The sequence below is a fragment of the Polaromonas sp. P1_F4 genome, from assembly GCF_056405675.1.
In genome coordinates, this window is the sequence record NZ_JBFUBP010000006.1 from 1 (window position 1) to 21,381 (window position 21,381).

Sequence of the window (21,381 nt, forward strand, 5' to 3'; positions counted from 1 at the left end):
ACGTGCTTGCCCAGCTGGCGGTACTCGTCGGGGTACAGCACAAACCAGCCCGCGACCAGCGCAAACAGCAGTACGGTGGTCAGCGCGGGAAATATGCGGCGGATGCGCCGGGAGTAGAAGTCGCGAAAACTGAACTGGGAGGTGGCCAGGCCCTGAAAAATGATCGTCGAGATCAGGAAGCCCGAGATGACGAAGAAGATGTCAACGCCGATGAAGCCGCCGCGAACCCATTCGGGATAGGCATGAAAGCCGAGCACGGACAGCACCGCCACCGCACGCAGACCGTCAATGTCTGCGCGGTATTTGGGATGCGTCAGCGCATCTGTACTCGCAACCTCTCGCCCTTCAGCATCCATCCGTCATGCCCCATCCATGAGTTCGTTCAGGCATTGCCCATGCGACTGATTCATTGTTCGGTCTTCCACGGCAAGCGGTCTTTGCATGCTGAAGTGGCCAAGTATTGCGCCATCTTTTTGGAGCCATAAACCGAGAGATGATGCGAATCCCGCAGCAGAATGCTGCCATTGGCATCCACAAAATTGAGCTTCCCATTGGTAAACAAAATATCAGACTGGCGAAATACGCAAACATCCTTGCGGCCATTGAAGTGTTCGTTGAACAGGGTCAAATAGGGGTACCGGTCAATGATCATGGCCTCGGTAACCTCGCAGTTGCGGGTTGCCCTGAGCAGGCTGGAGTAAGGCCTGTGCACGCAGTCTTTGCTTGAAACCGGGGAATATGCGGCGTCATAGGTCAGGATGACCTGTTTGCCACTGGCCTGCAGCGCGGCAATGTCACGGTCCATCAGCTCCATCGCCTTGGCAAACCGCTCTGCCACAGATGCCTTGGCCGGCAAGTCCTTGTAACCCCAGTCCTGCATGTCGTGCGTAAACACCGACATGATGACGGTCTTGATATGCGGGTCGGCCATAACTACCCGATAGGCATCGTCCACAATTTCGGGGCAGTTGGGCTTGGCACCCCACGTGGCCGTTGGAACCAGCCCGCGAACGGGCGGGCATGCACCATGACCAATATTGATCATGCCTTCGTTTTTTGCCATGACCAGATCAGCAATGCCCGGTACGAGGGCGTTCGCCGTGGAGTCTCCGATGACACCGATGCTGATGGCATTCGCATTGCCAAGCTGCATGCAGAACCCAGCCGGCGTTTTGACTTTAGCGGCGCACTCTGCATTGCCCATGTATTTCCAGGCGAACTGCTCAGAGCTTGCCATACCCATGCCTGGACGTATATTGCCAAAGCCTTCGGTCCGGAAGCACGCAAACGCGATGCCTGCGATGGCGAGCATGAGCAGAAGCAGGCCAACTGTTTTGCGGCGGGCGTGGGCGCCAAAGCGCAAGGGCGTTTCGATAAAGCGATAGGTCAGCCAGGACAGCACAACCGCTGCCAGCAAGCCGCCAGTACGTACGGCCACGGAAGGCGTCTCACTGGCAAGGATGCGCAGGTACACCAGGATGACCCAGTGCCACAAATACAGCGGGTAGCTGATCTTGCCCACCCACACCATCAGCGGATTGGCCAGCATCAGGCGGTTGAGCCAGGCGTGCGGCCCGGCCCAGATCAGCAATGCCGCGCCTAACGTGGGCGCCAGGGCCCAACTGCCCGGGAAGTGCGATTCACGGGTGATGCGCGACATTGCCACGACCAGGAAAAACGCACCCAGCCAGGCCTTGACATTGGAAAGCACCGCCGCTGGCTGAATCTGCACGCCATCGCGGTAAATCACCTTGGTGAGGAATCCTGCAACGCCGGCCTGTACCCGCTTGGCACGCCCTGAATGATCGATCACCAGCAGCGCCAGCAGCGCGCCAATCATCAGCTCCCAAATCCGGGTTTGGGGCTGGTAGAAGGTCCACACCGCGTCCTTGCGCACGTAGGCGATGTTGAGGACATACGAAAACGCGGCAACCAGGACAATGAGGGTGAACAGGTTAAAGCGCCGCTTCCAGGCCAGCCATACCAGCAGGGGGAACACGATGTAGTACTGCTCTTCGATTGCCAGTGACCACAGGTGCAAGAGCGGCTTGACTTCAGCAGCGCTGTCAAAGTAGCCGCTTTCGCGCCAGAGTACAAAGTTGGAGATGAAGCCGGCGCCGCCTATGACGTGCTTGCCCAGCTGGCGGTACTCGTCGGGGTACAGCACAAACCAGCCCGCGACCAGCGCAAACAGCAGTACGGTGGTCAGCGCGGGAAATATGCGGCGGATGCGCCGGGAGTAGAAGTCGCGAAAACTGAACTGGGAGGTGGCCAGGCCCTGAAAAATGATCGTCGAGATCAGGAAGCCCGAGATGACGAAAAAAATGTCAACGCCGATGAAGCCGCCGCGAACCCATTCGGGATACGCATGAAAACCGAGCACGGACAACACCGCCACCGCACGCAGACCGTCGATGTCTGCGCGGTATTTGGGATGCGTCAGCGCATCTGTACTCGCAACCTCTCGCCCTTCAGCATCCATCCGTCATGCCCCATCCATCCGGATCAGGCAGCGTCCGCTTGCTTTGCCGGAGCGCATGTTTTCAATTGCCGTGTTGATATCGGCGAGGGGCACGCGCTCTGTCAGCAGTTCTTTGAGGTGAATACGCCCAGCAACATACAGGTTCTGGTAGCGGGGAATATCTTCGTGAGGAATTGCTTCACCGCCATGTGACCCGGAAAGCACTTTTCCGAAATGCAGGGGCAGCGAGAAGATCTGAGTGGTGTTTCCTTTTCGGGGAACGCCGACCAGCGTCACGCGGCCTTGCGGTTTGGTGATGCCGTAACCCATTTCGATGATGGCTGGTTGGCCGGTGTTGTCGATAAACACGTCGAGGCCTTGCATGCCGACGATGCGTTCAATGGCTGCCTTGGCATCTTCGTTCTTGGAGTTGATCAGGTGGGTGGCACCCATCTCTTTGGCCAGTGCCAGGCGGTTGTCGTGAATGTCGACTGCGATGACAGGGTATGCGCCTACCAGTGCGGATGCCTGCACGATATTGAGGCCTACGCCGCCGGCACCGAACACCACCACGGATTCACCGATCCTGACCTTGGCGTTGTTTTCGACAACACCAAAGCCGGTTGTTACGGCGCATCCGAACAGTGCTGCAACCTCTGGATCGCTGTCCGCTGGAATGGCCGTCATGCGGTTCTCCGCGACGATGGCGTATTCATTGAACGTGGCAATCCAGCCGGCGTTGAGTTTGTTGCCGCGCCAGCGATAGCTCGGTGGTGCGCCCTCGATGCCCAGGCCTTTTCGCCAGTGCAGTACGACCAGATCACCGGCTTTGACATGCTTGACGCCTGGTCCGGTCTCAATGACTTTGGCGGACGCTTCATGACCAAGCAAATGGGGAAGGAATTTGTCTTCGCCCTTGGCGCCGTCGATCTCGCCAAGTTGGGAGCCGCAAATGCCGCTAAAGAGCACCTTGACCAGCACCTGGCCGACCTCGAGTGTGGACGGCATTTCGATGTCGTCAACGATCAGTGGCTTGCGTTGTTCGACGAGGATCGCCGCCTTCATGGTTTTTGGAATGGTCATGCTGGGCTCACTCGAAGTAAATGAAGGAATGGTCGCCGGTGTAGCCGGTTTGCTTGAACCACCAGTCCCACTCTTCCGGCGTGCAGAAGGCTTCGCAGGTCACTTGCCAGTACAGCAGGTTGGCTTTCTCTTGCTCGTTGCGATAGGACTCCACGCACAGATATTTGTTTTTCTTGCCGACACGCTCCATTTCGCGCAGCGCCTTGTCGAGGTCGTAGTTGTGAAGGTTGTGCAGCGTGGTTATCGAGAACACAAAGTCAAAATGGTTGTCAGGAAAAGGCAGGCTGTTTGCATTGCCGACCTGCAGCCGGTCCTTGATTTCTTCTTTGGCGTTTTCAATGGCGTAGGTGGAAGCATCGATGCCATAAACCTCGAGGCCCGGCACCAGTTGGGTTAGCTCATAAAGCTGGAAGCCCTTGCCACAACCGATGTCCAGAACCTTGTCGCCGGCTTTCAGGCCGTAATGGTCGACCATGGCCTGGCCGACGGGCGCCCAGCGCCCGGGCATGTATTTGTAGCCACCGTAGCAGATGCGGCGGTCGCCGTCCCAATAGTCATAACCCCATTGCTTGGCCAGCGCAGCAGCCTTGGCCTTTGGAAACTCCGGCTCGTTGACGCGGGCCAGGTAGTCGCGGGTAGTGCTTTTGTGAACAGATGACAGAAAGTCGATGTAAGCCAATTGAGGTCCTTTAGTGGGCAAATGATTGATAGAGGGTTTGCGCCTTGAGCAACTGGCGTTGCTTGCGCTGTTCTGCGTCGTCCCCGGGATTCGCAAATGTCCTGCGTCTAGCGCCGGCTGGTAGAAATTCGTTAAGGATGATGCAGCACCACTTCAACTGGAACACGGGCTCAAGCAGGCGCACCCTGGCAGCCATGGTTTCAGGCTCCGCAAAAGGCGCCAGCACGGCGGCAAGGAACCTGTCAAAGTACTGCCGGGACACCTGCACCCCGGGATGGGAAAAGAAATCCCCCACCGCCTTGGCTGGGTCATCCCAGCCTGCATATTCAAAATCGATGAAACACAGTGTTCCGTCGGGTCTGACCAATGCGTTGTGAAACCCAAAGTCTGATGGTGACAGGCATCGCTGGGATGCGGGCAAATCGGCCTCGGGGTCGAGCCCCATTGCTTTGCATTCAGCTATCAACCGCGTTTTTGTCAACGCCCAATACTTTGCAAGGTCGGCAACAAAAGTTGCCGCGACGCTGTCGACTGAAGACTCGGGTTGCAAGGTTGCAAAACGTGCGAGCCTCGCATCGACCATCGCCAGGTGCGCGGCAACACTGAAACAGGCTTCCGACGCAGCGGGCAGGGCCCCAGCCGTCGCGCGGCTATGCGCTGTGTTCAGGCTCGCGAGAAACTGCGCGGCCTGCTCCATGTCTGTGTCTTTGATCTGCTGGGCCTGAAGTTTTTCGCCTTCGACAAACTCATACAGCGCAAGATGGTTGACCGGGTCTTTTCCCATAGGTTTGGGAACGCTGCGAAGTCCAGTGTCCCAGGCATGCTCGAGAAAAGCGTATTCAGCGCCCAGACGATCACGCAAATCGGCTGGGTCATGGAAATACCACTTGAGCACCAGGTTTTCGTCAGCGGTGTTGAGGACGAAGACGCGGTTGTTCCCACTGGCCGACAATGGCTGCAGCTCGAACCCCTGCTTTTCCCGCCCAACAGTAGCAAGCAACTGCGAGACGGCAGGTGTCAGGGACTCTGGCGCCATAGAGTCTCCAGGCGGCTACGGACTTCGGGCCAGTTAGCGGCGCGCGGAAGATCCTGCGCAGCATGATGGCCGTCCGGATCGAAGAGCACTTTGTCAGCGGACGCCGGAAACCCCGGGGCCAGCAAGATCTCCGGAAGATCGTCGACGTAGACAGTGCAGCCGATGTCGGTGATGCGTTTGCACTTGGCTTCTTTGGTGAGCTCGAAGTGAACGCGGTCGACCGGAATCAGGGGGCCGTCCGCATCGGTCAGGTACAGGCTGATCCAGTGTCGCGCTGCCTCGTGCAGGTCATATTGCTTGCCCAGAAACGGGTGCTTCGTCTTGTGACTCACGATGGACATCGGAATGCCGTTGGCGCGGGCCCATGTCAGGCAGTCGATGACACCCGGGTAAGCCTGCGCTTCATCCATGCGGCCGCCATAAACGTAGCCTTGCATTTCGGTCCAGACCGGCTCTTTGCCGATCAACCGCAGATGGTCCCGTACGCTTACTTTGGAAACCGGAATTTCTTCAGTGATCCAGCCGCCTTCCATGGCGACTTTATGAAAAAGCCCGTCATAGCTGACGATAGTGTTATCAAAGTCCAACCCAAGGTGCATGGGCATTCTCAAGGACGAGGAATGACTGCAGCCAGAGCCGCCAAAGTCCGGGTCGCCATGTTGTCGGCGGTCAGTCCATATTTTTTACGGGCGTAAACCTGGCTGCCGATTTCGTGCATGAACTCGTCGTCCGTGCCAAAGCTCAGTTGCCGAACGTTGTCGGGCTGAGCCATGCGCCATTCGGCCACTGCGCTTCCAAAGCCGCCGATACGGCTGTGTTCTTCAACCGTCACCAGCAATTTGAAGCGACTTGCCGCTTGCTGCAAGTATTCGGCATCGAGCGGCTTGACGGTGTGAAAGCTCACGACCTCAGCCGAGATACCTTTAGCCGCCAATTGGTCCGCTGTTTTGAGCGTCTCAGCCATCATGTTGCCTGCGCAAAGCAGGGCGACGTCGGTTCCTGGGCGAATCACCAGGGCTTTGCCGAGGCGAAGGTCAGGCAAGCTCTTGTGAATGTCTGCCTCGCCCTTTTTGCCGATACGGATGTACGTTGGGCTGTCGTCTTTGAGCACCTCATGAAGGGCTTGGCGGAGTTCTGACGAATCGCAAGGCGCAAGCACACGCATGCCAGGCAACGTGCGCAAGATGGCCATGTCTTCGAGCGAATGGTGGGTAGGTCCCAGTTCTGCGTAAGACAAACCCGAACCCGTGCCAACAATGACAACCGGTGCATGGTGGTAGCAAACGTCGACACGAATCTGCTCGAAGCAGCGGGTAGTGGTGAAGGGCGTGATGGTGTAAACAAAGGGTCGCAGGCCAGACAATGCCATGCCTGCAGCGACGCCCATCATGTTGGCTTCCGCAACGCCGCAGTTGTAAAACCGCGATGCATCGACCACGCGAAGCTTGTCAAAAAGCCGGTTGCCAATATCGCCGGACAAAACGACAACGCGTTTGTCCGTGGCTGCAACCTTTGTCATCTCTTCTGCAAAGGCGTTTCTCATGCTGCCACCCCAAGTTCAATTTTCGATTGCGCTACTTCGTCTGCAGTGGGGATTCGGTAGTGCCAGTTGTTGTCGTCTTCCATGAACGACACACCCTTGCCTTTGACGGTGTGGGCAATGATGGCGGTGGGTTTGCCATTGGTGTTCGGGAATTGCGCCAAAGCATTCAGCAATTCGGGATAGCTATGCCCGTCCACTTCGACAGCGTTCCAGCCGAATGCGCGCCACTTGTCAGCCAGCGGGTCTAGCGCCATGACTTCCTGGCTGCGGCCAGTGGCCTGCCATTTGTTGAAGTCAATGATGACGCAGAGGTTGTTGACCTTTTGTGCGGCCGACAACATGGCGGACTCCCAAACCGAACCTTCATTGCATTCGCCGTCGCTGAGGACCGCGTAGACGTTGTAGGACTGGCCTTGGATGCGGCCGGCAAGCGCCATGCCCAGGCCGAGCGGAAGGCCATGGCCCAGCGAACCTGTCGCTGCCTCGATGCCGTCCAGATGGTCGGGCGTCGGCGGATGCTCGGCAAACACGCCGCCGTCTTCACCGTAGCTGTCCAGGCGACTCAGTGGATAGAAGCCGCGCTCAGCCAGGACATGAAACAGTCCCATTGCACCGTGGCCCTTGCTGAGAATGCAACGATCGCGGTCCTTGCCGCGCGGGTTGCTGGTGTCGATGCGAAGCACGTTGAAATACAGCGCCGTCAAAATATCCACGCAGGAAAGGCATGAACCGAGGTGAGGGGTGCCGGTCTTCGACGAGGTTTCGATGATGCGCGCGCGAAGCTTGGCAGCCGTTTGCGCGAGTTGGGTTGGGTTTTGGGCTTGCATCAGGGTTTGTGGGAGTAGTCGTAAGAAGACGCCTTGAGCGCCTCGAAATTGTTTCGTACCCAGGCGATGCACTCATCGAGCCCGGCATCCAGGGTGACGTGGTCGGACCAGCCGAGTTCGGTGCGAAGCTTGGTGCTGTCAAGGTGGTAGGCTGAATCCTTGCCCATGCGCTCGCCGACGACCTCGACGTGATCGTCAAAATTGACGCCGAGCTTCTGGCAGATGCGCTCGACCAGCTCCTTGATGGACACGACTTCACTGGTGGAGATATGGTAGGTATCGCCGTTATTGCCCTTGAGCATGATCCGCCACGTGGCGTCGGAGACGTCGGACATATGTATGAACGAGCGTGTCGAAACGCCGCCGCCATGCAATTGCAGTTTGCGGCCCAGCAAAATAAACAGGATGGTGCGGGGAATGATGCGATACAGCTGTTGCCCGGGGCCATACACATTGGCGGCACGCGTGGTGACCACCGGGAAGTCGTACGCTGCACGGAAGGTGCGAAGACTCATGTCGGCTGCGGCCCGCGAGACTGCATAAGGCGTGCTGGGATTGAACGGAAAGTTCTCATCCACGAAACCGGAGCAGCTGCCATAAACCTCAGGCGTCGATACGTGGACGTAGCGTTCCAGGAAGTCGCACTTCCTCAGCGCGTCATGTAGTTTGACGGTGGATACCACGTTGGTCATGAACCAGTCTTCTGGAGTTTTCCAGCTTTCACCCACCATGCTTTGCGCTGCAAAGTTGACGACATGCTTGGGCTTGACCGAATGCAGGAGTGCCTCGATACCGTCGAGATCCTTGTTCAAGTCGAGCTTGTGAAAGGCAAAATTGCTGTGGTCCCGCCACTTGTACGGCAGCATCGCCGGGATAGGCTCTTCGGAACGGCTGGTGCCGATGACCTTGACCCCTTGCTGCAAGGCGAAATCTACAAAGCTGGCACCCGAAAAAGAGTTGCTGCCGATAACGAATACGGTTTCCATGGATACTGCTTATTTTTAATGTGTCAGGTAACGGCCGGCCTGTTGTCGTAAAGCCATTGCATCAACATATGTCCGACGACGAGCTGCATGTCTTCAGCGATCTGCATGTCGTTGACGGGAAAGTGAATGGCTACATCGGCCATGGCCAGGGCCTTGCCGCCGGAATAACCCAGGATGGCGTAACTGCGTACTTTCTTGATCCTGGCCTGCTCAAGGACCTGAAGGATGTTGGGGGAATTGCCGCTGCCGGACAAGGTGATCAGCACGTCGCCTTCGTTGGCAAGTACGGCGAGTTGCTCGCTGTAGATGTGGTCGTATCCGACGTCGTTGGCGAGGCAGGTCATGACCGCTGTATTGGCCGACAAGGCAACCGCTCGAATACCACCGCCGGTACGCTTGGCAACGCCATAAATGAAGTCATTGGCCAAATGCACCGCATTGCCTGCGCTGCCGCCGTTGCCGCAAAAGAACACCTGGTTTCCGTTGTCCCATGCGCGCTTCATGTCTTTGGCCAGCTCGGCCACACCCGACCAGTCGGACGTTTGCAGCACATGCGACAAGCGGTTTGCATAGTCGGCGAATCCTGCTTCCATCGGTACTTTGAGCTCCATCATGGTCTCCTACGCAGTTTGCTTGGACAGCACGGTTTGCTCCATCCACTTCAGGTTGTAGAAGCGGTCTTCGTCTTTCAACTCACCGGCACGGAATTTGGCGATGATTTCCTTGACTGCGTCTTCAACGCCCTTTTTCGGCTTGAATCCGGTTGCAAGCAATTTGTCCGAGTTGACGCGGTAGGAGCGCGGGTCGTTCGATTCGGTCACGACAATTTCAACCGGGACATGCTTCGTGACGATCTTGGCGATGTCAAGGATGGAGATGTTCTCAAAACCTGCGTTGTAGACGCCAGTCACCTCAGGGTGGTCAATCAGGTGCAGATAGACATCAGTGATGTCATCGATGTGGATGTTAGGGCGGGTCTGGTCGCCACCAAACACGGTGATCTTGCCTTTGCTAAGTGCCTGCATCGTCAAGAGGTTGACCGACACGTCGAGGCGCATGCGGGGCGAAACGCCGCAAACAGTTGCCGGACGCACAATCTGGACGACCATGTCGTCCGAATAGCTCAGCAAAACCCGCTCCCCGACCATTTTGGTCTTGTTGTACTCAGAGATTGGCTTGAGATCGAGCTCTTCGGTCACTTGCAGCTCGTCCTTCACCCCGTAGACGCTGCCAGACGAGGCATAGATGAAGCGTTTGACGCCTTTGCGCTTGGCCTTGTCGGCCAGCTGCATGGTTGCCAGCGCGCTGACTTCCCAAGTAAGTTTGGGATCCAGATCGCCACAGGGATCGTTGGCTATGGAAGACAGATGGATGATGCCGTCGATCCCATCGAGGTTGATGGCATCGATATTGCGCACGTCGCCTTGAATGACAGTAAGGTTTGGATGAGGCGGCAGGTAGTTGCCAAACCAGATTGTGTCCAGAACCACTACCTCATAACCCCTGTTCAGGAGCTTGGGAACAAGAACGTGACCTTTGTAGCCGCAGCCGCCGGTGACCAGAAATTTCATAATTGAGGTATTCAAGGTTAAAAAAGATGAAAAGGGTTAACTTTTTTCAATCGAGACGATTTTGCCATGCTCAAGCTTCAGGATGGTCCGGCACTGTTCCTTGATCATCGCGGCGTCATGTGAGGCAATGACGACGAGCCGTGCGTTGTTGACCATGTCTGTGAGCCGGCGTTTTGCCTTGTCGACGAATTCCGCATCGCCAACGCTGAGCCATTCGTCCATCAAAACGATGTCTGCATCTGCACTGGTTGCAATGGCGAAGGCCAGGCGCATCGACATGCCGCTGGAATAGGTCCGCATAGGCAAGTGGAGATAGTCGCCAATCCCTGCAAATTCCGCAATGTTATCTAGCCGCTCTTCAATCTGCTTGCGGGTCAAACCCATGATTCTGCCGCGTAGATAGATGTTTTCAAGCCCGGTAACTTCAGAGTCCATGCCCAAAGTGATGCCCAGCATGGAGGTTACCCGTCCGTGGATTTCGAGGCTGCCACTCGTGGGTTCGTAGATGCCGGCCAGCACTTGAAGCAAAGTGCTCTTGCCGCTCCCGTTATGACCGATCAGGCCAACCCTGTCTCCCTCGCGAAACTCGAAGTTTAGCCCGTCGAGAGCGCGAACCAGCACGCGATTTGCCGCATCTTTGGCCAATACGCCGCCGGTGGCAATATTCACCAAACTTTTCTTTAAAGACCGGTTACTGCTCATCCCGTAGATCGGGAACTCGACAACCAGATTACTCGCTTTAACAATGGTCATTTTTGATTTTCGGGCTGGTCAGCGCCGTTAAAGCCAATAGGCGACGCGGGAGCGAAAACGCGTGAAAGCGAGCAGGGTCAAACCAAATCCGACTACCAGGAGCCCTGCCGCCACTGCCCAGCTGATCAGGCGGATTGGCTCAGCCAGCAAGGGTGCCCGCACAATTTCCATGAAGTGGTATAGCGGATTGAAATCCGACAGAAACCTGACTCGCGGGCTCAGCATTTCCGGGCGCCAGAGAATGGGCGACAAAAAGAATGCAACCTGAACAATATTGGCGATCAGTTGGGGAATGTCGCGAAAGCGCGTGCTCAGTACGCCCAGCAAGAGCGTGAACCAGAACAGGTTGGCAATGATGAGAACCAGCCCGATAGGCACCATCCACAGGTTTTTGAGTGTGGCAGGTGGGAAAACATACAGCACGACCACAATGATCAGGGCGTTGTGTGCCAGCATGATCAGGTTTTTGGCCAGGCCTCTAAACACGAAAACTGACAGTGGCAGCGGCACCTGCTTGATATAAGACTCAGCGCCAATGAATACTGTGCCGGCATCGTTAACGGAGCTGGAGATGAATGTCCACAAGATCAGGCTAATGGCCAGATGCTGGACATAATTCCCGACAGGTTGCCCGAGCAGTGCACCATACAGCGGCCCCATGCCTGCCACCATCACACCCGTACTCAATGTGATCCAGAAAGGTCCCAGGAGAGAGCGCCTGTAGCGTTGTTTGGTATCCAGCCAGGCCAGTGCTCCCCACAATGAGTACATGGTCAAACCGCGCTTGATGTCCAGGATTGCCTTGGCTCGCTGGGAGAGTTGAGAAATAGGCATCGCAGCGCTCAAAACTGAACTCCTGAGTTTGAAGAAGGATCGACTGGTCTGCGTGTCATGCCCCTGAACAACCGACCCAGATCTGAACTGCTGCATGCCTGGCTAAACGGCGTCCACATGTGGGCGTTCGTTTGGGAACCAGAATCGTTGTTGGTAAAGCAAGTAGCGCCAGAGGCTGGCGTTACTGCTCTTAAAGGCTTGTTCACCCAGCTCCTCAAGTTAAATCTCCGGCTAAAAACCTGCAGATTTCTATCCGCGGCATCTTATTCAAGGGGGAGGGGAGGGTAAACGGCAGGCTTCACGAAGCCACCGCATCCCTTGCAAGGGCACTCAAAATAATCAACAATTATAACGCTGACTTCTGCGCCGCCGCCCTGAAGCACTGGCGCGTGCGCGACCCCTTTACACGAACCCACATTCATCGTCCGATCGGCGAGAGCAGAATCAATGCGCCTTATTATTCTGCAGGCTGCGTCATCAGGGCCAAAGGGTGATGATCTCCTGTGCGCCTGGCTTCCAGGCCCCCATTTCAATAAATTTCCTGAATTTAGAATTGTGAACTTGCCAGTTGCGCTGATGCAGGGAAAACCGCAGGAAATAAAAGTTGGAAAATTCGGACGATCTACTAACCGGCAAAGTATGCATATCAGTGGTAAGCCATGGGCATGGAAATGAGGTCTTTCAACTCATTTCCACACTGGAGGCTTTGTGCATTGAAACGGTAAAGCACGTGGTGCTGACAATCAATATTCCGGAGCCTGACTTACTCAATTTGATCAATGCGAGAAGCTGGAAATTCAAGCTGTCAGTCGTACAAAATTTGACGCCAAAGGGTTTTGGCGCCAATCACAACTCTGCATTTTTGAAATGCGACTGCGAATACTATTGCGTGGTCAATCCGGATATTGTTTTAAGTAATGACCCCTTTCCGGCGTTGATCGGCCAATTCAGGGATGCAGCAGTCGGATGCTCGTTTCCAGTGCAACTTGCAGAATCGGGGGCGTTACAGGACTACGCAAGAAAACGTCCGTCGCCGTGGGCTTTGCTTTCACGTTATGTCGGGCCTGATCGACAACAGGCGACATCTTCGCCGCCGGAATGGGTGAATGGCGCGTTCATGGTTTTTCCCACGAAGATATTTGAAGAGCTCGGGGGGTTTGATGAACGGTATTTTATGTACTGCGAAGATGTTGATATTTGCCTCCGGCTTCAGATCGCGGGGTACAGGCTTGGACAATCGAGAGTTACGGTAACGCATCCTGCCCACAGAAATAGCCGAATAAATTTCAAACACCTGGCATGGCATATGACCAGCCTTTTACGTCTTTGGTCAAGCGATTCATACCGAAAATTTTCTCGCCTCAATGGGGCTCCCCAAAGCGTTGACAATGGATAGTGCGTACCGTTGGTGCAGGAACCGTTAGAGGCATATTTATGGTGGCTTTGCTATTTTGTAGCTTTCTCGTGTCCCTGCTGGCGACTATCTTTGTCATACGCGCGGTGCGGGGGCGTACGGGCCACTATGGCGAAGCCAAGCCCCAGCGCTTCCATGCGGGGGATGTCCCGCGCTTGGGCGGTGTGGGCGTACTGGCTGGCATAGCGGTGAGCTGGCTCGCTGCAGCTCTGGCTGAAAGCGTCGGCGTTTCCATCAATGTCGGCGTCGACTGGAAATTTGCTGTGAGCTGGATTGTGGTCGTGCTGCCGGCCGTGTTGGGCGGGGTCTATGAGGACGCAACACAGCGTCTGTCGGTGCGTTACCGGCTCGTGCTGACAGGCATCTCGGCTGTGCTGGCCTGTGGACTGTTGGGTCTGTCACTCTCGCGTCTGGGCTTGCCCGGGATTGACAACTGGCTGCTGGCAATGCCCTGGCTCGGTATCGCGCTTGCGGTATTTGCGATCTGCGGCTTGCCCCATGCGTTCAATATCATCGACGGCTATAACGGGCTGGCAGGAACGGTTGCCCTGCTCGTGTGCATGGCGATTACCCATGTGGCATTGCAGCTCGGCGACAGGCAACTGGCCGCCATGCTGATTTGTCTGGTCGGTGCGACCGCCGGATTTCTTTACTGGAATTACCCGAGAGGGCTGATTTTTGCGGGTGACGGTGGCGCCTATTTGTGGGGTATCGTGATCGCTGTGGCGTCCATCCTGCTGGTTCAGCGCCATGAGTCTGTTTCGCCGTGGTTCCCGATGCTGTTGCTGATTTACCCGGTTTGGGAGACGATTTTTTCGATCTATCGCAAGCTTGCGCGCGGCAGTTCCCCGGGCCTCGCCGATGCCTTGCATTTTCATCAGCTTATCTTTCGCCGTATTGTGCGTGGTGTGTTCCATGATGATGCTTCGCGTCGCATGCTGATGCGAAACAACCGAACTTCACCATATCTGTGGAGTTTCACCCTGATGACGGTGGTGCCTGCGGTCCTGTTCTGGCGAAATACGCTGGTCCTCATGATGTTTTGCGCGCTGTTTGTGCTGTCGTATGTCGGTTTTTATATCGCGATCATCCGTTTCAAGGTTCCGCGCTGGCTGCGTCGCTGAGGCTGGCACGCTGGCCGCAGCGATGCGGCACAATTCGGGCAATATTTCCCGGCAATACCTGCTCCCTGTGTTCCTGTTCCCTGTTTCATCCTGACAAGGCCCCGCGAATGACCACCAATACCGCCAACGACCCAGACCTCTCCCATGTAGGCCCGCGCGACAAGGCCGAGATCCTGGCCCAGGCGCTGCCCTACATCCGCAAGTTTCACGGCAAGACCATGGTCATCAAATATGGCGGCAATGCCATGACGGACCCGGCCCTGCAGGCTGATTTTGCGGAAGACGTGGTGCTGCTCAAGCTGGTGGGCATGAACCCGGTGGTGGTGCACGGCGGCGGCCCGCAAATCGAGGCGGCGCTGAACCGCCTGGGCAAAAAGGGGCATTTCATCCAGGGCATGCGCGTCACCGACGAAGAGACCATGGAAGTCGTGGAATGGGTGCTGGCCGGCCAGGTGCAGCAGGACATCGTCGGGCTGATCAACCAGGCCGGCGGCAAGGCCGTAGGCCTGACGGGCCGCGATGGCGGCCTGATCCGTGCGCAAAAGCTCAAGATGGTCGACAAGGATGACCCGACGAAGGAGCATGACATCGGCTTTGTGGGCGACATCGTCAGCATTGACCCCAGCGTGGTCAAGGCGCTGCAGGACGATGCCTTCATTCCGGTGATCAGTCCGATCGGGTTTGGCGAGGAAAACGAGAGCTACAACATCAATGCCGACGTGGTGGCGGGCAAGCTGGCCACCGTGCTGAAGGCCGAGAAACTGGTGCTGCTCACCAATACCCCCGGCGTGCTGAACAAGGCCGGGGAGCTGCTGACGGACCTGAGCGCCCGCGAAATCGACGAGCTGTTTGCCGACGGAACGATTTCCGGCGGCATGCTGCCCAAAATTGAAGGTGCACTGGATGCCGCCAAAAGCGGCGTGAATTCGGTCCACATCATCGACGGCCGGGTGCCGCATGCCATGCTGCTGGAAATCCTGACCGACCAGGCCTACGGCACCATGATCCGCTCGCACTAGATACCGTGATTGCGCGCCCACCCCCCTTGCAAGCGGCCACCGTGGAGCCGGCTTTGCCGGGCCACAGGTGGCGCCCCCTTGAGGGGGAGGTGCCGAAGGCGCCTCGGGGGGGAGTCTAGATGCGACTCTTACTGGTTGAAGACGACGTGATGGTGGCCAGCGGCATCAAGCTGGGGCTCAGTGACGCCGGCTACGCCGTCGACTGGGTCGGCAGTGCCGAACGCGCGGAGGAAGTGCTGCAGGGCGAGACCTTCGATGCGGCGATCATCGACATCGGGCTGCCGCGCATTGACGGGCTGGAACTGACGCGCCGCCTGCGCCGCGGCGGAATGGCCATGCCGGTGCTCATCCTGACGGCCCGCGACGCGCTGCAGGACCGTGTCCAGGGGCTGGACCTGGGGGCGGATGACTACATGGTCAAGCCGTTTGAGCTGCCCGAGTTGCTGGCGCGCCTGCGCGCGCTGCTGCGCCGCTCCCAGGCCGCCACCAGCGCCACACTGAGTTTTGGAGCGCTGGAACTGGACACGGCCAACCGCGAGGCGCGCGCCAACGGCCAGCTGATAGAGCTCGGACCGCGCGAATGGACGGTGATGGAGTACTTGCTGATTCACGCGCCCAAGCCGGCCAGCAAAGACAAGCTGCTGCAGGCCATGACAGGCTGGGACAAGGAGATCACGCCCAATGCGATTGAGGTGTACATCTCGCGTCTGCGCGGCAAGCTGGAGCCGCACGGCATAGCCGTACGCTCCATTCGCGGCTTTGGCTATCGACTGGAGCTGGTGGAAGTTTCCCCGGGGATGCCGTCCAGCGCTGGCGCTGAATAGGCAGCGCAGGCATGAACCCTTTCGGCCGGTCCTGGGCCGTTCGCCTGAAAAATCGCCTGCGTGCGCTGGCTGCGCGCACGGGCGGCAACGCGTTCGTGCCTGCCGCCATGAAGTCCGGCCTGCAGCGCCGGCTGCTGCTGCTGCTGCTTTTCCCGCTGGGGACTTTTGCGCTGGTGAGCATTTACTTTGACTACCAGACGGCCGGCGATGTCGCCCTGCAAAAAGACCAGCAGCTGCTTCGGCTGATTCCCCTGCTGGCCGATTCGGTTGTGGCGCCGGGCGCCACCCCGGAAAGTGCGCCGGTGCTGCTGATGGCCCCCGCCGTGGATGATTTCCTCAAGGGCCGGCCTGGCTTTGCCGGCTTTCGCCTCGCCGATGCCGGAGGCGACTTTCTGGCCGGTGAGCCCTGGATTCCCGAGTTGCTGCCGGCCACGCACGAGCCGGAATTCCACAGCATCGAATACAACGGCGTGACCTACCGGATTGCCGCGCAGCGCATGAAGACTGCGGTGGGTGAGCTGATCGTCCAGCTGGCGGATGGATCCGATCCGCGCCAGCAATGGGTGCGCTCCGTGTTGTTCAAGGTGCTGCTGCCGAACCTGATCCTGGTCGTGGCGGCAGGTTTTGCCGTCAACTGGGCCGTCACGCGCGCACTCAAGCCATTGATTGAACTCAAGGATGCGGTGGAGCGCCGCAACCCGCGCGACTTGAGCGCCATCGACCCGCTGGCTACGCCGGCAGAGGTGCAGCCTCTGGTGAGTGCCTTGAACCGCCTTTTTGGCCTGGTGAACGACCAGGCGGAGGGGCAGCGCCGTTTTGTGGCCGATGCCGCGCACCAGCTGCGCACGCCTCTGGCCGGGCTGCAGGCCCAGGTCGAGGCCTGGGCACAGGCGGCCAAAGTGGCTGAGGCCGCGGGCTCGGACGGGGCGGTGACCTTGCCGGCTGAAAAAATCATCAAGCTGCGCAATGCCACACGCCGGACGTCGCAGCTGGCCAACCAGCTGCTGGCGCTCTCGCGCGCCGACGCGTCAGCCGCCGGCGCCCAGCCTATGCAGCGGGTAGATCTGAAAGACCTCTGTGAATCCATTCTGCCGCTGCATCTGGATGCCGCCATGCGCAAGGGCATTGACCTGGGACTGGAAACCCGGCCTTCACAGGTCAGTGGTTACGAGTGGCTGCTGCGCGAGCTGCTCGGTAATCTGGTGGACAACGCCGTCAAATACACACCGCCCGGCGGCACGGTCACGATCCGCTGTGGCCCGACGGCTGGCTTCGAAGCGCCAGGCACGCCAAAACAGCCGGGTCCTGGTGGCGCTGCCGCCGAGCACCAGCGCTGGCGCGTTTTCCTGGAAGTGGAAGACGACGGCCCAGGCATAGCCCCGGACGAGCGCAGCATGGCGCTGCAGCGCTTTTACCGCGTGCAGGGAACGGCGGGCGAGGGCAACGGCCTGGGCCTGGCCATTGCCAGCGAAATCGCCCGGGTTCACCATTCGCAGCTGGAGCTGGACCACACCGGAACTGGCCCTGCCGGACCGTACGGATTGCGGGTTCGGTTGAGTTTGTAGCTCGCCCACCACAGTAAGCGCTTGCTGTTACGGAACAGAACGTTGCGCCTTCGCCTCATGGGCGAAAACCCGGGCCTGGTGAGAGACGAACTGTCACTTGGCTGTGCGAGAATCAATTGCAACGATTCCCGGTTTTTTGAAACATTTCCTACTTCATCGCCTATGTCCGACTTAGCGTCTGAATCTGAACTGAGCCCGCACGCCACGCCAGCCGAGCCTGCGGTGCGCAAGCGCCCCAAACCGGGTGAGCGCCGGGTCCAGATCCTTCAGGCGCTGGCCACCATGCTGGAGCAGCCGGGCGCCGAGCGCATCACGACGTCCGCCCTGGCAGCCAAGCTGGATGTGAGCGAAGCCGCCCTTTACCGCCATTTCGCCAGCAAGGCGCAGATGTTCGAAGGCCTGATCGAATTCATCGAGCAAAGCGTCTTCACACTGATCAACCAGATTGGTGAACGTGAACCCGACCATTCAGCCCGTACCCGCAAGCTGGTGGTCATGATCCTGCAGTTTGCCGAAAAGAACCCCGGCATGACGCGTGTCATGGTCGGTGATGCGCTGGTGTTTGAAAACGACCGCCTGCAAGAGCGCATGAACCAGTTCTTCGACAAACTCGAGTCCAGCCTCAAGCAAAGCCTGCGCGACGCAGCGGCCGCCAGCGGCGCGGCGACTCCCACGGTCGACGCCCAGGTGCGTGCCTCGGTCATCGTTGCCTTCATGGTCGGCCGCCTGCAGCGTTTCGCCCGCTCCGGCTTCAAGCGCCTGCCGTCCGAGCACCTCGAAGCCAGCCTCGCGACTATATTGGGCTAACCCCTATCGGACGCGCACTTCGTGTCGCGCCTTTTCCCCTTTCAGGGGACGGGCGCCTTGGCGCCGGCAAAGCCGGACCCCGGCCCCCACTGGAAAAGAACAGTCCTTAGCTGGCCTCCCCGGGGGCATGTCAGTTGGGGCCGCGGAACGGGCTTTGCCCGGCCGCAGGCGCCGTCCCCTGCAAGGGGGAGGGGGCGCTACACGAAGTGAGCGCCAGCAGGGGTGAGCCAGTTCACCAATTCCAGAGGGTGCCGTCGTGCTGCAACCGGTTCACCGGCAGGTAGGCGCGCTGATACGGGTATTTCGCGGCCAGCTTCTCGTCGATTTCCACACCATGGCCCGGCGTTTCGCCGCAGTGCATAAAACCTTTGTCAAAACGGTAGCTGTGCGGAAACACCTCATCGGTCTGCTCGGTGTGGCGCATGTACTCCTGCACGCCGAAATTGGGCACCCAGGTGTCGAAGTGCAGCGCTGCGCCCATGCAGACCGGTGACAAATCGGTCGCACCGTGGCAGCCCGTGCGTACCTGGTACATCGCCGCAAAGTCGGCAATGCGCCGCAGGTGGGTGATACCGCCCGCATGCACCACCGTCGCGCGGATGTAGTCGATCAGCTGGTTCTGGATCAAGTCCTTGCAGTCCCAGATGGTGTTGAAAATTTCGCCCACGGCCAGCGGTGTGGTCGTGTGCTGGCGGATCAGGCGAAAAGCTTCCTGGTTTTCGGCCGGCGTCGCGTCCTCGATCCAGAACAGGTGATAGGGCTCCAGTGATTTGCCCAGCCGGCCCGCCTCGATGGGCGTCAGGCGGTGATGCACGTCGTGCAGCAAATGGATGTCCGGCCCGACGGCGGTACGCACTGCGTCGAACAACTTTGGCGTGTGCAGCAGGTATTTTTCGCTGCTCCAGTCGTGTTCGCTGGGCAGGTCGGCATCGGCCGGTTCGTAAAACAACGTGCCCTTGCCGACGCCATAAACCTTGTCCAGGCCCGGCACGCCGCTCTGCGCGCGTATGGCCTGATAGCCCATCTCCTTGTAGCGCAATACCTCTTCCACGGTCTGCGCAATATCTTTCCCATTGGCATGCCCATAGACCATCACGCCGGTGCGGCTCTTTCCGCCCAGCAGCTGGTACAGCGGCATGTTGGCGGCCTTGGCCTTGATGTCCCAGAGGGCGGTGTCGACTGCGGCGATCGCGCTCATGGTGACCGGTCCGCGCCGCCAGTAGGCGCCCTTGTACAGGTATTGCCAGATGTCCTCGATCTGGTGCGCATCACGCCCGATCAGGCAGGGGATGACATGCTCGGTCAGGTAGCTCACGACAGACAGCTCGCGCCCGTTGAGCGTTGCGTCGCCGATGCCTGTCAGGCCTTCATCGGTTTCGATTTTGAGCGTGACGAAATTGCGGCCGGGGCTGCAGACGATGACGCGGGCGTTGGTGATTTTCATGGTGTTCAGATGGGGTGGGAGTGAAGTTGGTCCAGGGAGGCCGGCATGCCGCGCTGGTTGATCTGCGCCAGCCAGTGGGCGATGCGGGCCAGCCATTGCGCTTGCTGCGGCAGGGCCTCGCCCCAGATGGCCGGCAGCGTGCCCAGGGCCTGCACCGTCGCTGTGGCGTCACCGGAATGGGCGAGGGCGAGGGCTTTCAGCGTTTCGGCCATCGGGTCGTTTAAGGCGTAGGGCTGCCCCTGCTCGTCGATGCCGCGCAGGTAGCGCATCCAGGCTGCCCCTGCAAAAGCCAGCCGTTCCACGGGCTGGCCCGCACGCAGGGCATCGACCACCGAAGGCACCCAGCGCTGCGGGATCTTCTGCGAGCTATCGGTGGCGATCTGGTGCACCCTGTGCTGCAACTCGGGGTTGGCAAAACGGGCCAGCAGCGCGTCGCGGTAGGCGGGCCAGTCCGGGCGGTTGAGCTGCGGGCCGATCTCCTGCGTCATCAGGCCGTGAATGAAGCGATGCACCGCAGGCCGCGCGATGCAGTCGCTGACGACAGCCCAGCCCGCTACCGCGCCCATGCAGGCCATGGCCGTGTGGCTGCCGTTGAGCATGCGCAATTTGGCTTCTTCAAACGGCGCCACGTCGTCCACCACCGTGACGCCCGCAGCGGCCAGCACGTCGCCATCCGCAGAGTCGGCAAAGCGGCGTTCAATTACCCATTCCCAGAAAGCTTCGGTGCCCAGTGCGGCCTGGTCAGCCACGCCGAGAGCCTGCCCGGCAGCGGCCAGACGCTCGCCGGTTGCGGCCGGCACGATGCGGTCCACCATGCTGTTCGGGAAGGCGCAGGCGGTGCTGATCCATTGCGCCAGCGCCGGATTTTCCTTTTGTGCGGCATCGATGCACAAAGCCTGCAACTTGCGGCCGTTGTGCGCCAGGTTGTCGCAGGAAGCCAGCGTCAACCCGGGCAGGCCCGCCGCATGGCGCGCCGCCAGGCCCTGCACCAGCAGTTGGGCCAGTTCCGGGGCGTAGCCTTTTTCAGTGACCGTCAGTGTGACCCAGCGGGTATACGGCGCGGCCAGTGCCTGCACCACCTGCGCAGGCTCGCGGGCGGCCACACAGGTCTGCCAGATGGCGCCACCGACCTGCCACTGCACGTCTGTGCTGCTGGCAACCTGCACGGCATACAGGCCATCTTGCGCGGCCATGGCGTCGGCCAGCTCAGTGCTGCGCATGGCGACGCCCAGCACACCCCAGCGTGTATCGCCGCGCTGCAGCAGGGTATCGAACACCAGTGCCTGGTGCGCACGGTGAAAAGCGCCCAGACCCAGGTGCACCACGCCCACAGTACCGCGGCGTGGGTAAGTTGGGACGCCGATGCCTTGCGTGGCGATTTCCGGCAAAGCGCGGGTGTTCAGCATCGCAC

At 59.0% G+C, this 21,381-nt stretch carries 21 protein-coding genes; 6 read left to right on the top strand and 15 right to left on the bottom strand.

The window, feature by feature from the left end; all coding sequences use genetic code 11:
- The 13 genes from AC1DYQ_RS13240 to AC1DYQ_RS13300 form a co-directional block, all read right to left on the bottom strand.
- On the bottom strand, nucleotides 1–356 hold a 356-nt coding region (locus tag AC1DYQ_RS13240), incomplete at its 3' end, for an acyltransferase family protein (protein WP_477687169.1).
- Nucleotides 357–406: 50 nt separating this feature from the next.
- On the bottom strand, nucleotides 407–2,482 hold the full coding sequence (locus tag AC1DYQ_RS13245; RefSeq protein WP_477687170.1) for an acyltransferase family protein: 2,076 nt from the start codon (nucleotides 2,480–2,482) through the stop codon (nucleotides 407–409).
- Nucleotides 2,483–2,485: 3 nt separating this feature from the next.
- Nucleotides 2,486–3,544 (bottom strand): zinc-binding dehydrogenase, encoded by a 1,059-nt coding sequence (locus tag AC1DYQ_RS13250; RefSeq protein WP_477687171.1) that lies wholly within the window; start codon nucleotides 3,542–3,544, stop codon nucleotides 2,486–2,488.
- Between the two features lie 7 nt (nucleotides 3,545–3,551).
- Nucleotides 3,552–4,223 (bottom strand): class I SAM-dependent methyltransferase, encoded by a 672-nt coding sequence (locus AC1DYQ_RS13255; protein WP_477687172.1) that lies wholly within the window; start codon nucleotides 4,221–4,223, stop codon nucleotides 3,552–3,554.
- Between the two features lie 10 nt (nucleotides 4,224–4,233).
- Nucleotides 4,234–5,259 (bottom strand): aminoglycoside phosphotransferase family protein, encoded by a 1,026-nt coding sequence (locus AC1DYQ_RS13260; RefSeq protein ID WP_477687173.1) that lies wholly within the window; start codon nucleotides 5,257–5,259, stop codon nucleotides 4,234–4,236.
- A complete protein-coding gene (locus tag AC1DYQ_RS13265) occupies nucleotides 5,241–5,858 on the bottom strand; it encodes a haloacid dehalogenase-like hydrolase (RefSeq protein WP_477687174.1) in 618 nt (205 codons plus the stop codon). The genes AC1DYQ_RS13260 and AC1DYQ_RS13265 overlap by 19 nt, the downstream gene beginning before the upstream one ends.
- A gap of 8 nt (nucleotides 5,859–5,866) precedes the next feature.
- Nucleotides 5,867–6,778: a transketolase family protein gene (locus AC1DYQ_RS13270; protein ID WP_477687175.1), complete on the bottom strand. Its 912-nt coding sequence runs from the start codon at nucleotides 6,776–6,778 to the stop codon at nucleotides 5,867–5,869.
- 20 nt (nucleotides 6,779–6,798) lie between these two features.
- Nucleotides 6,799–7,629 (bottom strand): transketolase, encoded by an 831-nt coding sequence (locus AC1DYQ_RS13275; RefSeq protein ID WP_477687176.1) that lies wholly within the window; start codon nucleotides 7,627–7,629, stop codon nucleotides 6,799–6,801.
- On the bottom strand, nucleotides 7,629–8,615 hold the full coding sequence (locus AC1DYQ_RS13280) for a GDP-mannose 4,6-dehydratase (protein ID WP_477687177.1): 987 nt from the start codon (nucleotides 8,613–8,615) through the stop codon (nucleotides 7,629–7,631). Before AC1DYQ_RS13280 ends, AC1DYQ_RS13275 begins: the two co-directional genes overlap by 1 nt.
- Before the next feature lie 23 nt (nucleotides 8,616–8,638).
- Nucleotides 8,639–9,226 carry an SIS domain-containing protein gene (locus tag AC1DYQ_RS13285; protein WP_477687178.1) on the bottom strand — a complete coding sequence of 196 codons (588 nt, stop codon included), beginning with the start codon at nucleotides 9,224–9,226 and terminating at the stop codon, nucleotides 8,639–8,641.
- A gap of 9 nt (nucleotides 9,227–9,235) precedes the next feature.
- The gene (locus AC1DYQ_RS13290; protein WP_477687179.1) at nucleotides 9,236–10,186 is read right to left on the bottom strand and encodes an NAD-dependent epimerase/dehydratase family protein; all 951 of its coding nucleotides are present in this window, start codon (nucleotides 10,184–10,186) and stop codon (nucleotides 9,236–9,238) included.
- 36 nt (nucleotides 10,187–10,222) lie between these two features.
- Entirely contained in the window at nucleotides 10,223–10,939 is a 717-nt protein-coding gene (locus tag AC1DYQ_RS13295) for an ABC transporter ATP-binding protein (protein WP_477687180.1), read from the bottom strand.
- Nucleotides 10,940–10,966: 27 nt separating this feature from the next.
- Nucleotides 10,967–11,869: an ABC transporter permease gene (locus AC1DYQ_RS13300; protein WP_477687181.1), complete on the bottom strand. Its 903-nt coding sequence runs from the start codon at nucleotides 11,867–11,869 to the stop codon at nucleotides 10,967–10,969.
- Between the two features lie 508 nt (nucleotides 11,870–12,377).
- On the opposite strand from AC1DYQ_RS13300, the gene AC1DYQ_RS13305 reads away from it, so the two are divergent.
- From AC1DYQ_RS13305 to slmA, 6 genes are all read left to right on the top strand, one after another.
- Entirely contained in the window at nucleotides 12,378–13,169 is a 792-nt protein-coding gene (locus tag AC1DYQ_RS13305; protein WP_477687182.1) for a glycosyltransferase family 2 protein, read from the top strand.
- Nucleotides 13,170–13,207: 38 nt separating this feature from the next.
- Nucleotides 13,208–14,311, top strand: a complete 1,104-nt coding sequence (locus AC1DYQ_RS13310; RefSeq protein ID WP_477687183.1) for a glycosyltransferase family 4 protein — start codon at nucleotides 13,208–13,210, stop codon at nucleotides 14,309–14,311.
- A gap of 107 nt (nucleotides 14,312–14,418) precedes the next feature.
- Nucleotides 14,419–15,330, top strand: a complete 912-nt coding sequence (gene argB, locus AC1DYQ_RS13315; protein ID WP_457281195.1) for an acetylglutamate kinase — start codon at nucleotides 14,419–14,421, stop codon at nucleotides 15,328–15,330.
- 119 nt (nucleotides 15,331–15,449) lie between these two features.
- Entirely contained in the window at nucleotides 15,450–16,154 is a 705-nt protein-coding gene (locus AC1DYQ_RS13320) for a response regulator (protein ID WP_457281194.1), read from the top strand.
- A 107-nt stretch (nucleotides 16,155–16,261) separates the two neighbouring features.
- Entirely contained in the window at nucleotides 16,262–17,719 is a 1,458-nt protein-coding gene (locus tag AC1DYQ_RS13325) for a sensor histidine kinase (RefSeq protein ID WP_477687397.1), read from the top strand.
- A 162-nt stretch (nucleotides 17,720–17,881) separates the two neighbouring features.
- Nucleotides 17,882–18,526 carry a nucleoid occlusion factor SlmA gene (gene slmA, locus AC1DYQ_RS13330; protein WP_477666576.1) on the top strand — a complete coding sequence of 215 codons (645 nt, stop codon included), beginning with the start codon at nucleotides 17,882–17,884 and terminating at the stop codon, nucleotides 18,524–18,526.
- A 232-nt stretch (nucleotides 18,527–18,758) separates the two neighbouring features.
- Here the strand turns inward: slmA and manD are convergent, their stop codons facing one another.
- Together manD and AC1DYQ_RS13340 are read right to left on the bottom strand one after the other, a co-directional pair.
- Complete coding sequence (gene manD, locus AC1DYQ_RS13335; RefSeq protein ID WP_457281192.1) at nucleotides 18,759–19,970, bottom strand: D-mannonate dehydratase ManD; 1,212 nt, start codon at nucleotides 19,968–19,970, stop codon at nucleotides 18,759–18,761.
- 5 nt (nucleotides 19,971–19,975) lie between these two features.
- Nucleotides 19,976–21,376, bottom strand: coding sequence for a mannitol dehydrogenase family protein (locus AC1DYQ_RS13340; RefSeq protein WP_477687184.1), 1,401 nt, complete (start codon nucleotides 21,374–21,376; stop codon nucleotides 19,976–19,978).
- Between the last annotated feature and the right edge of the window lie 5 nt (nucleotides 21,377–21,381).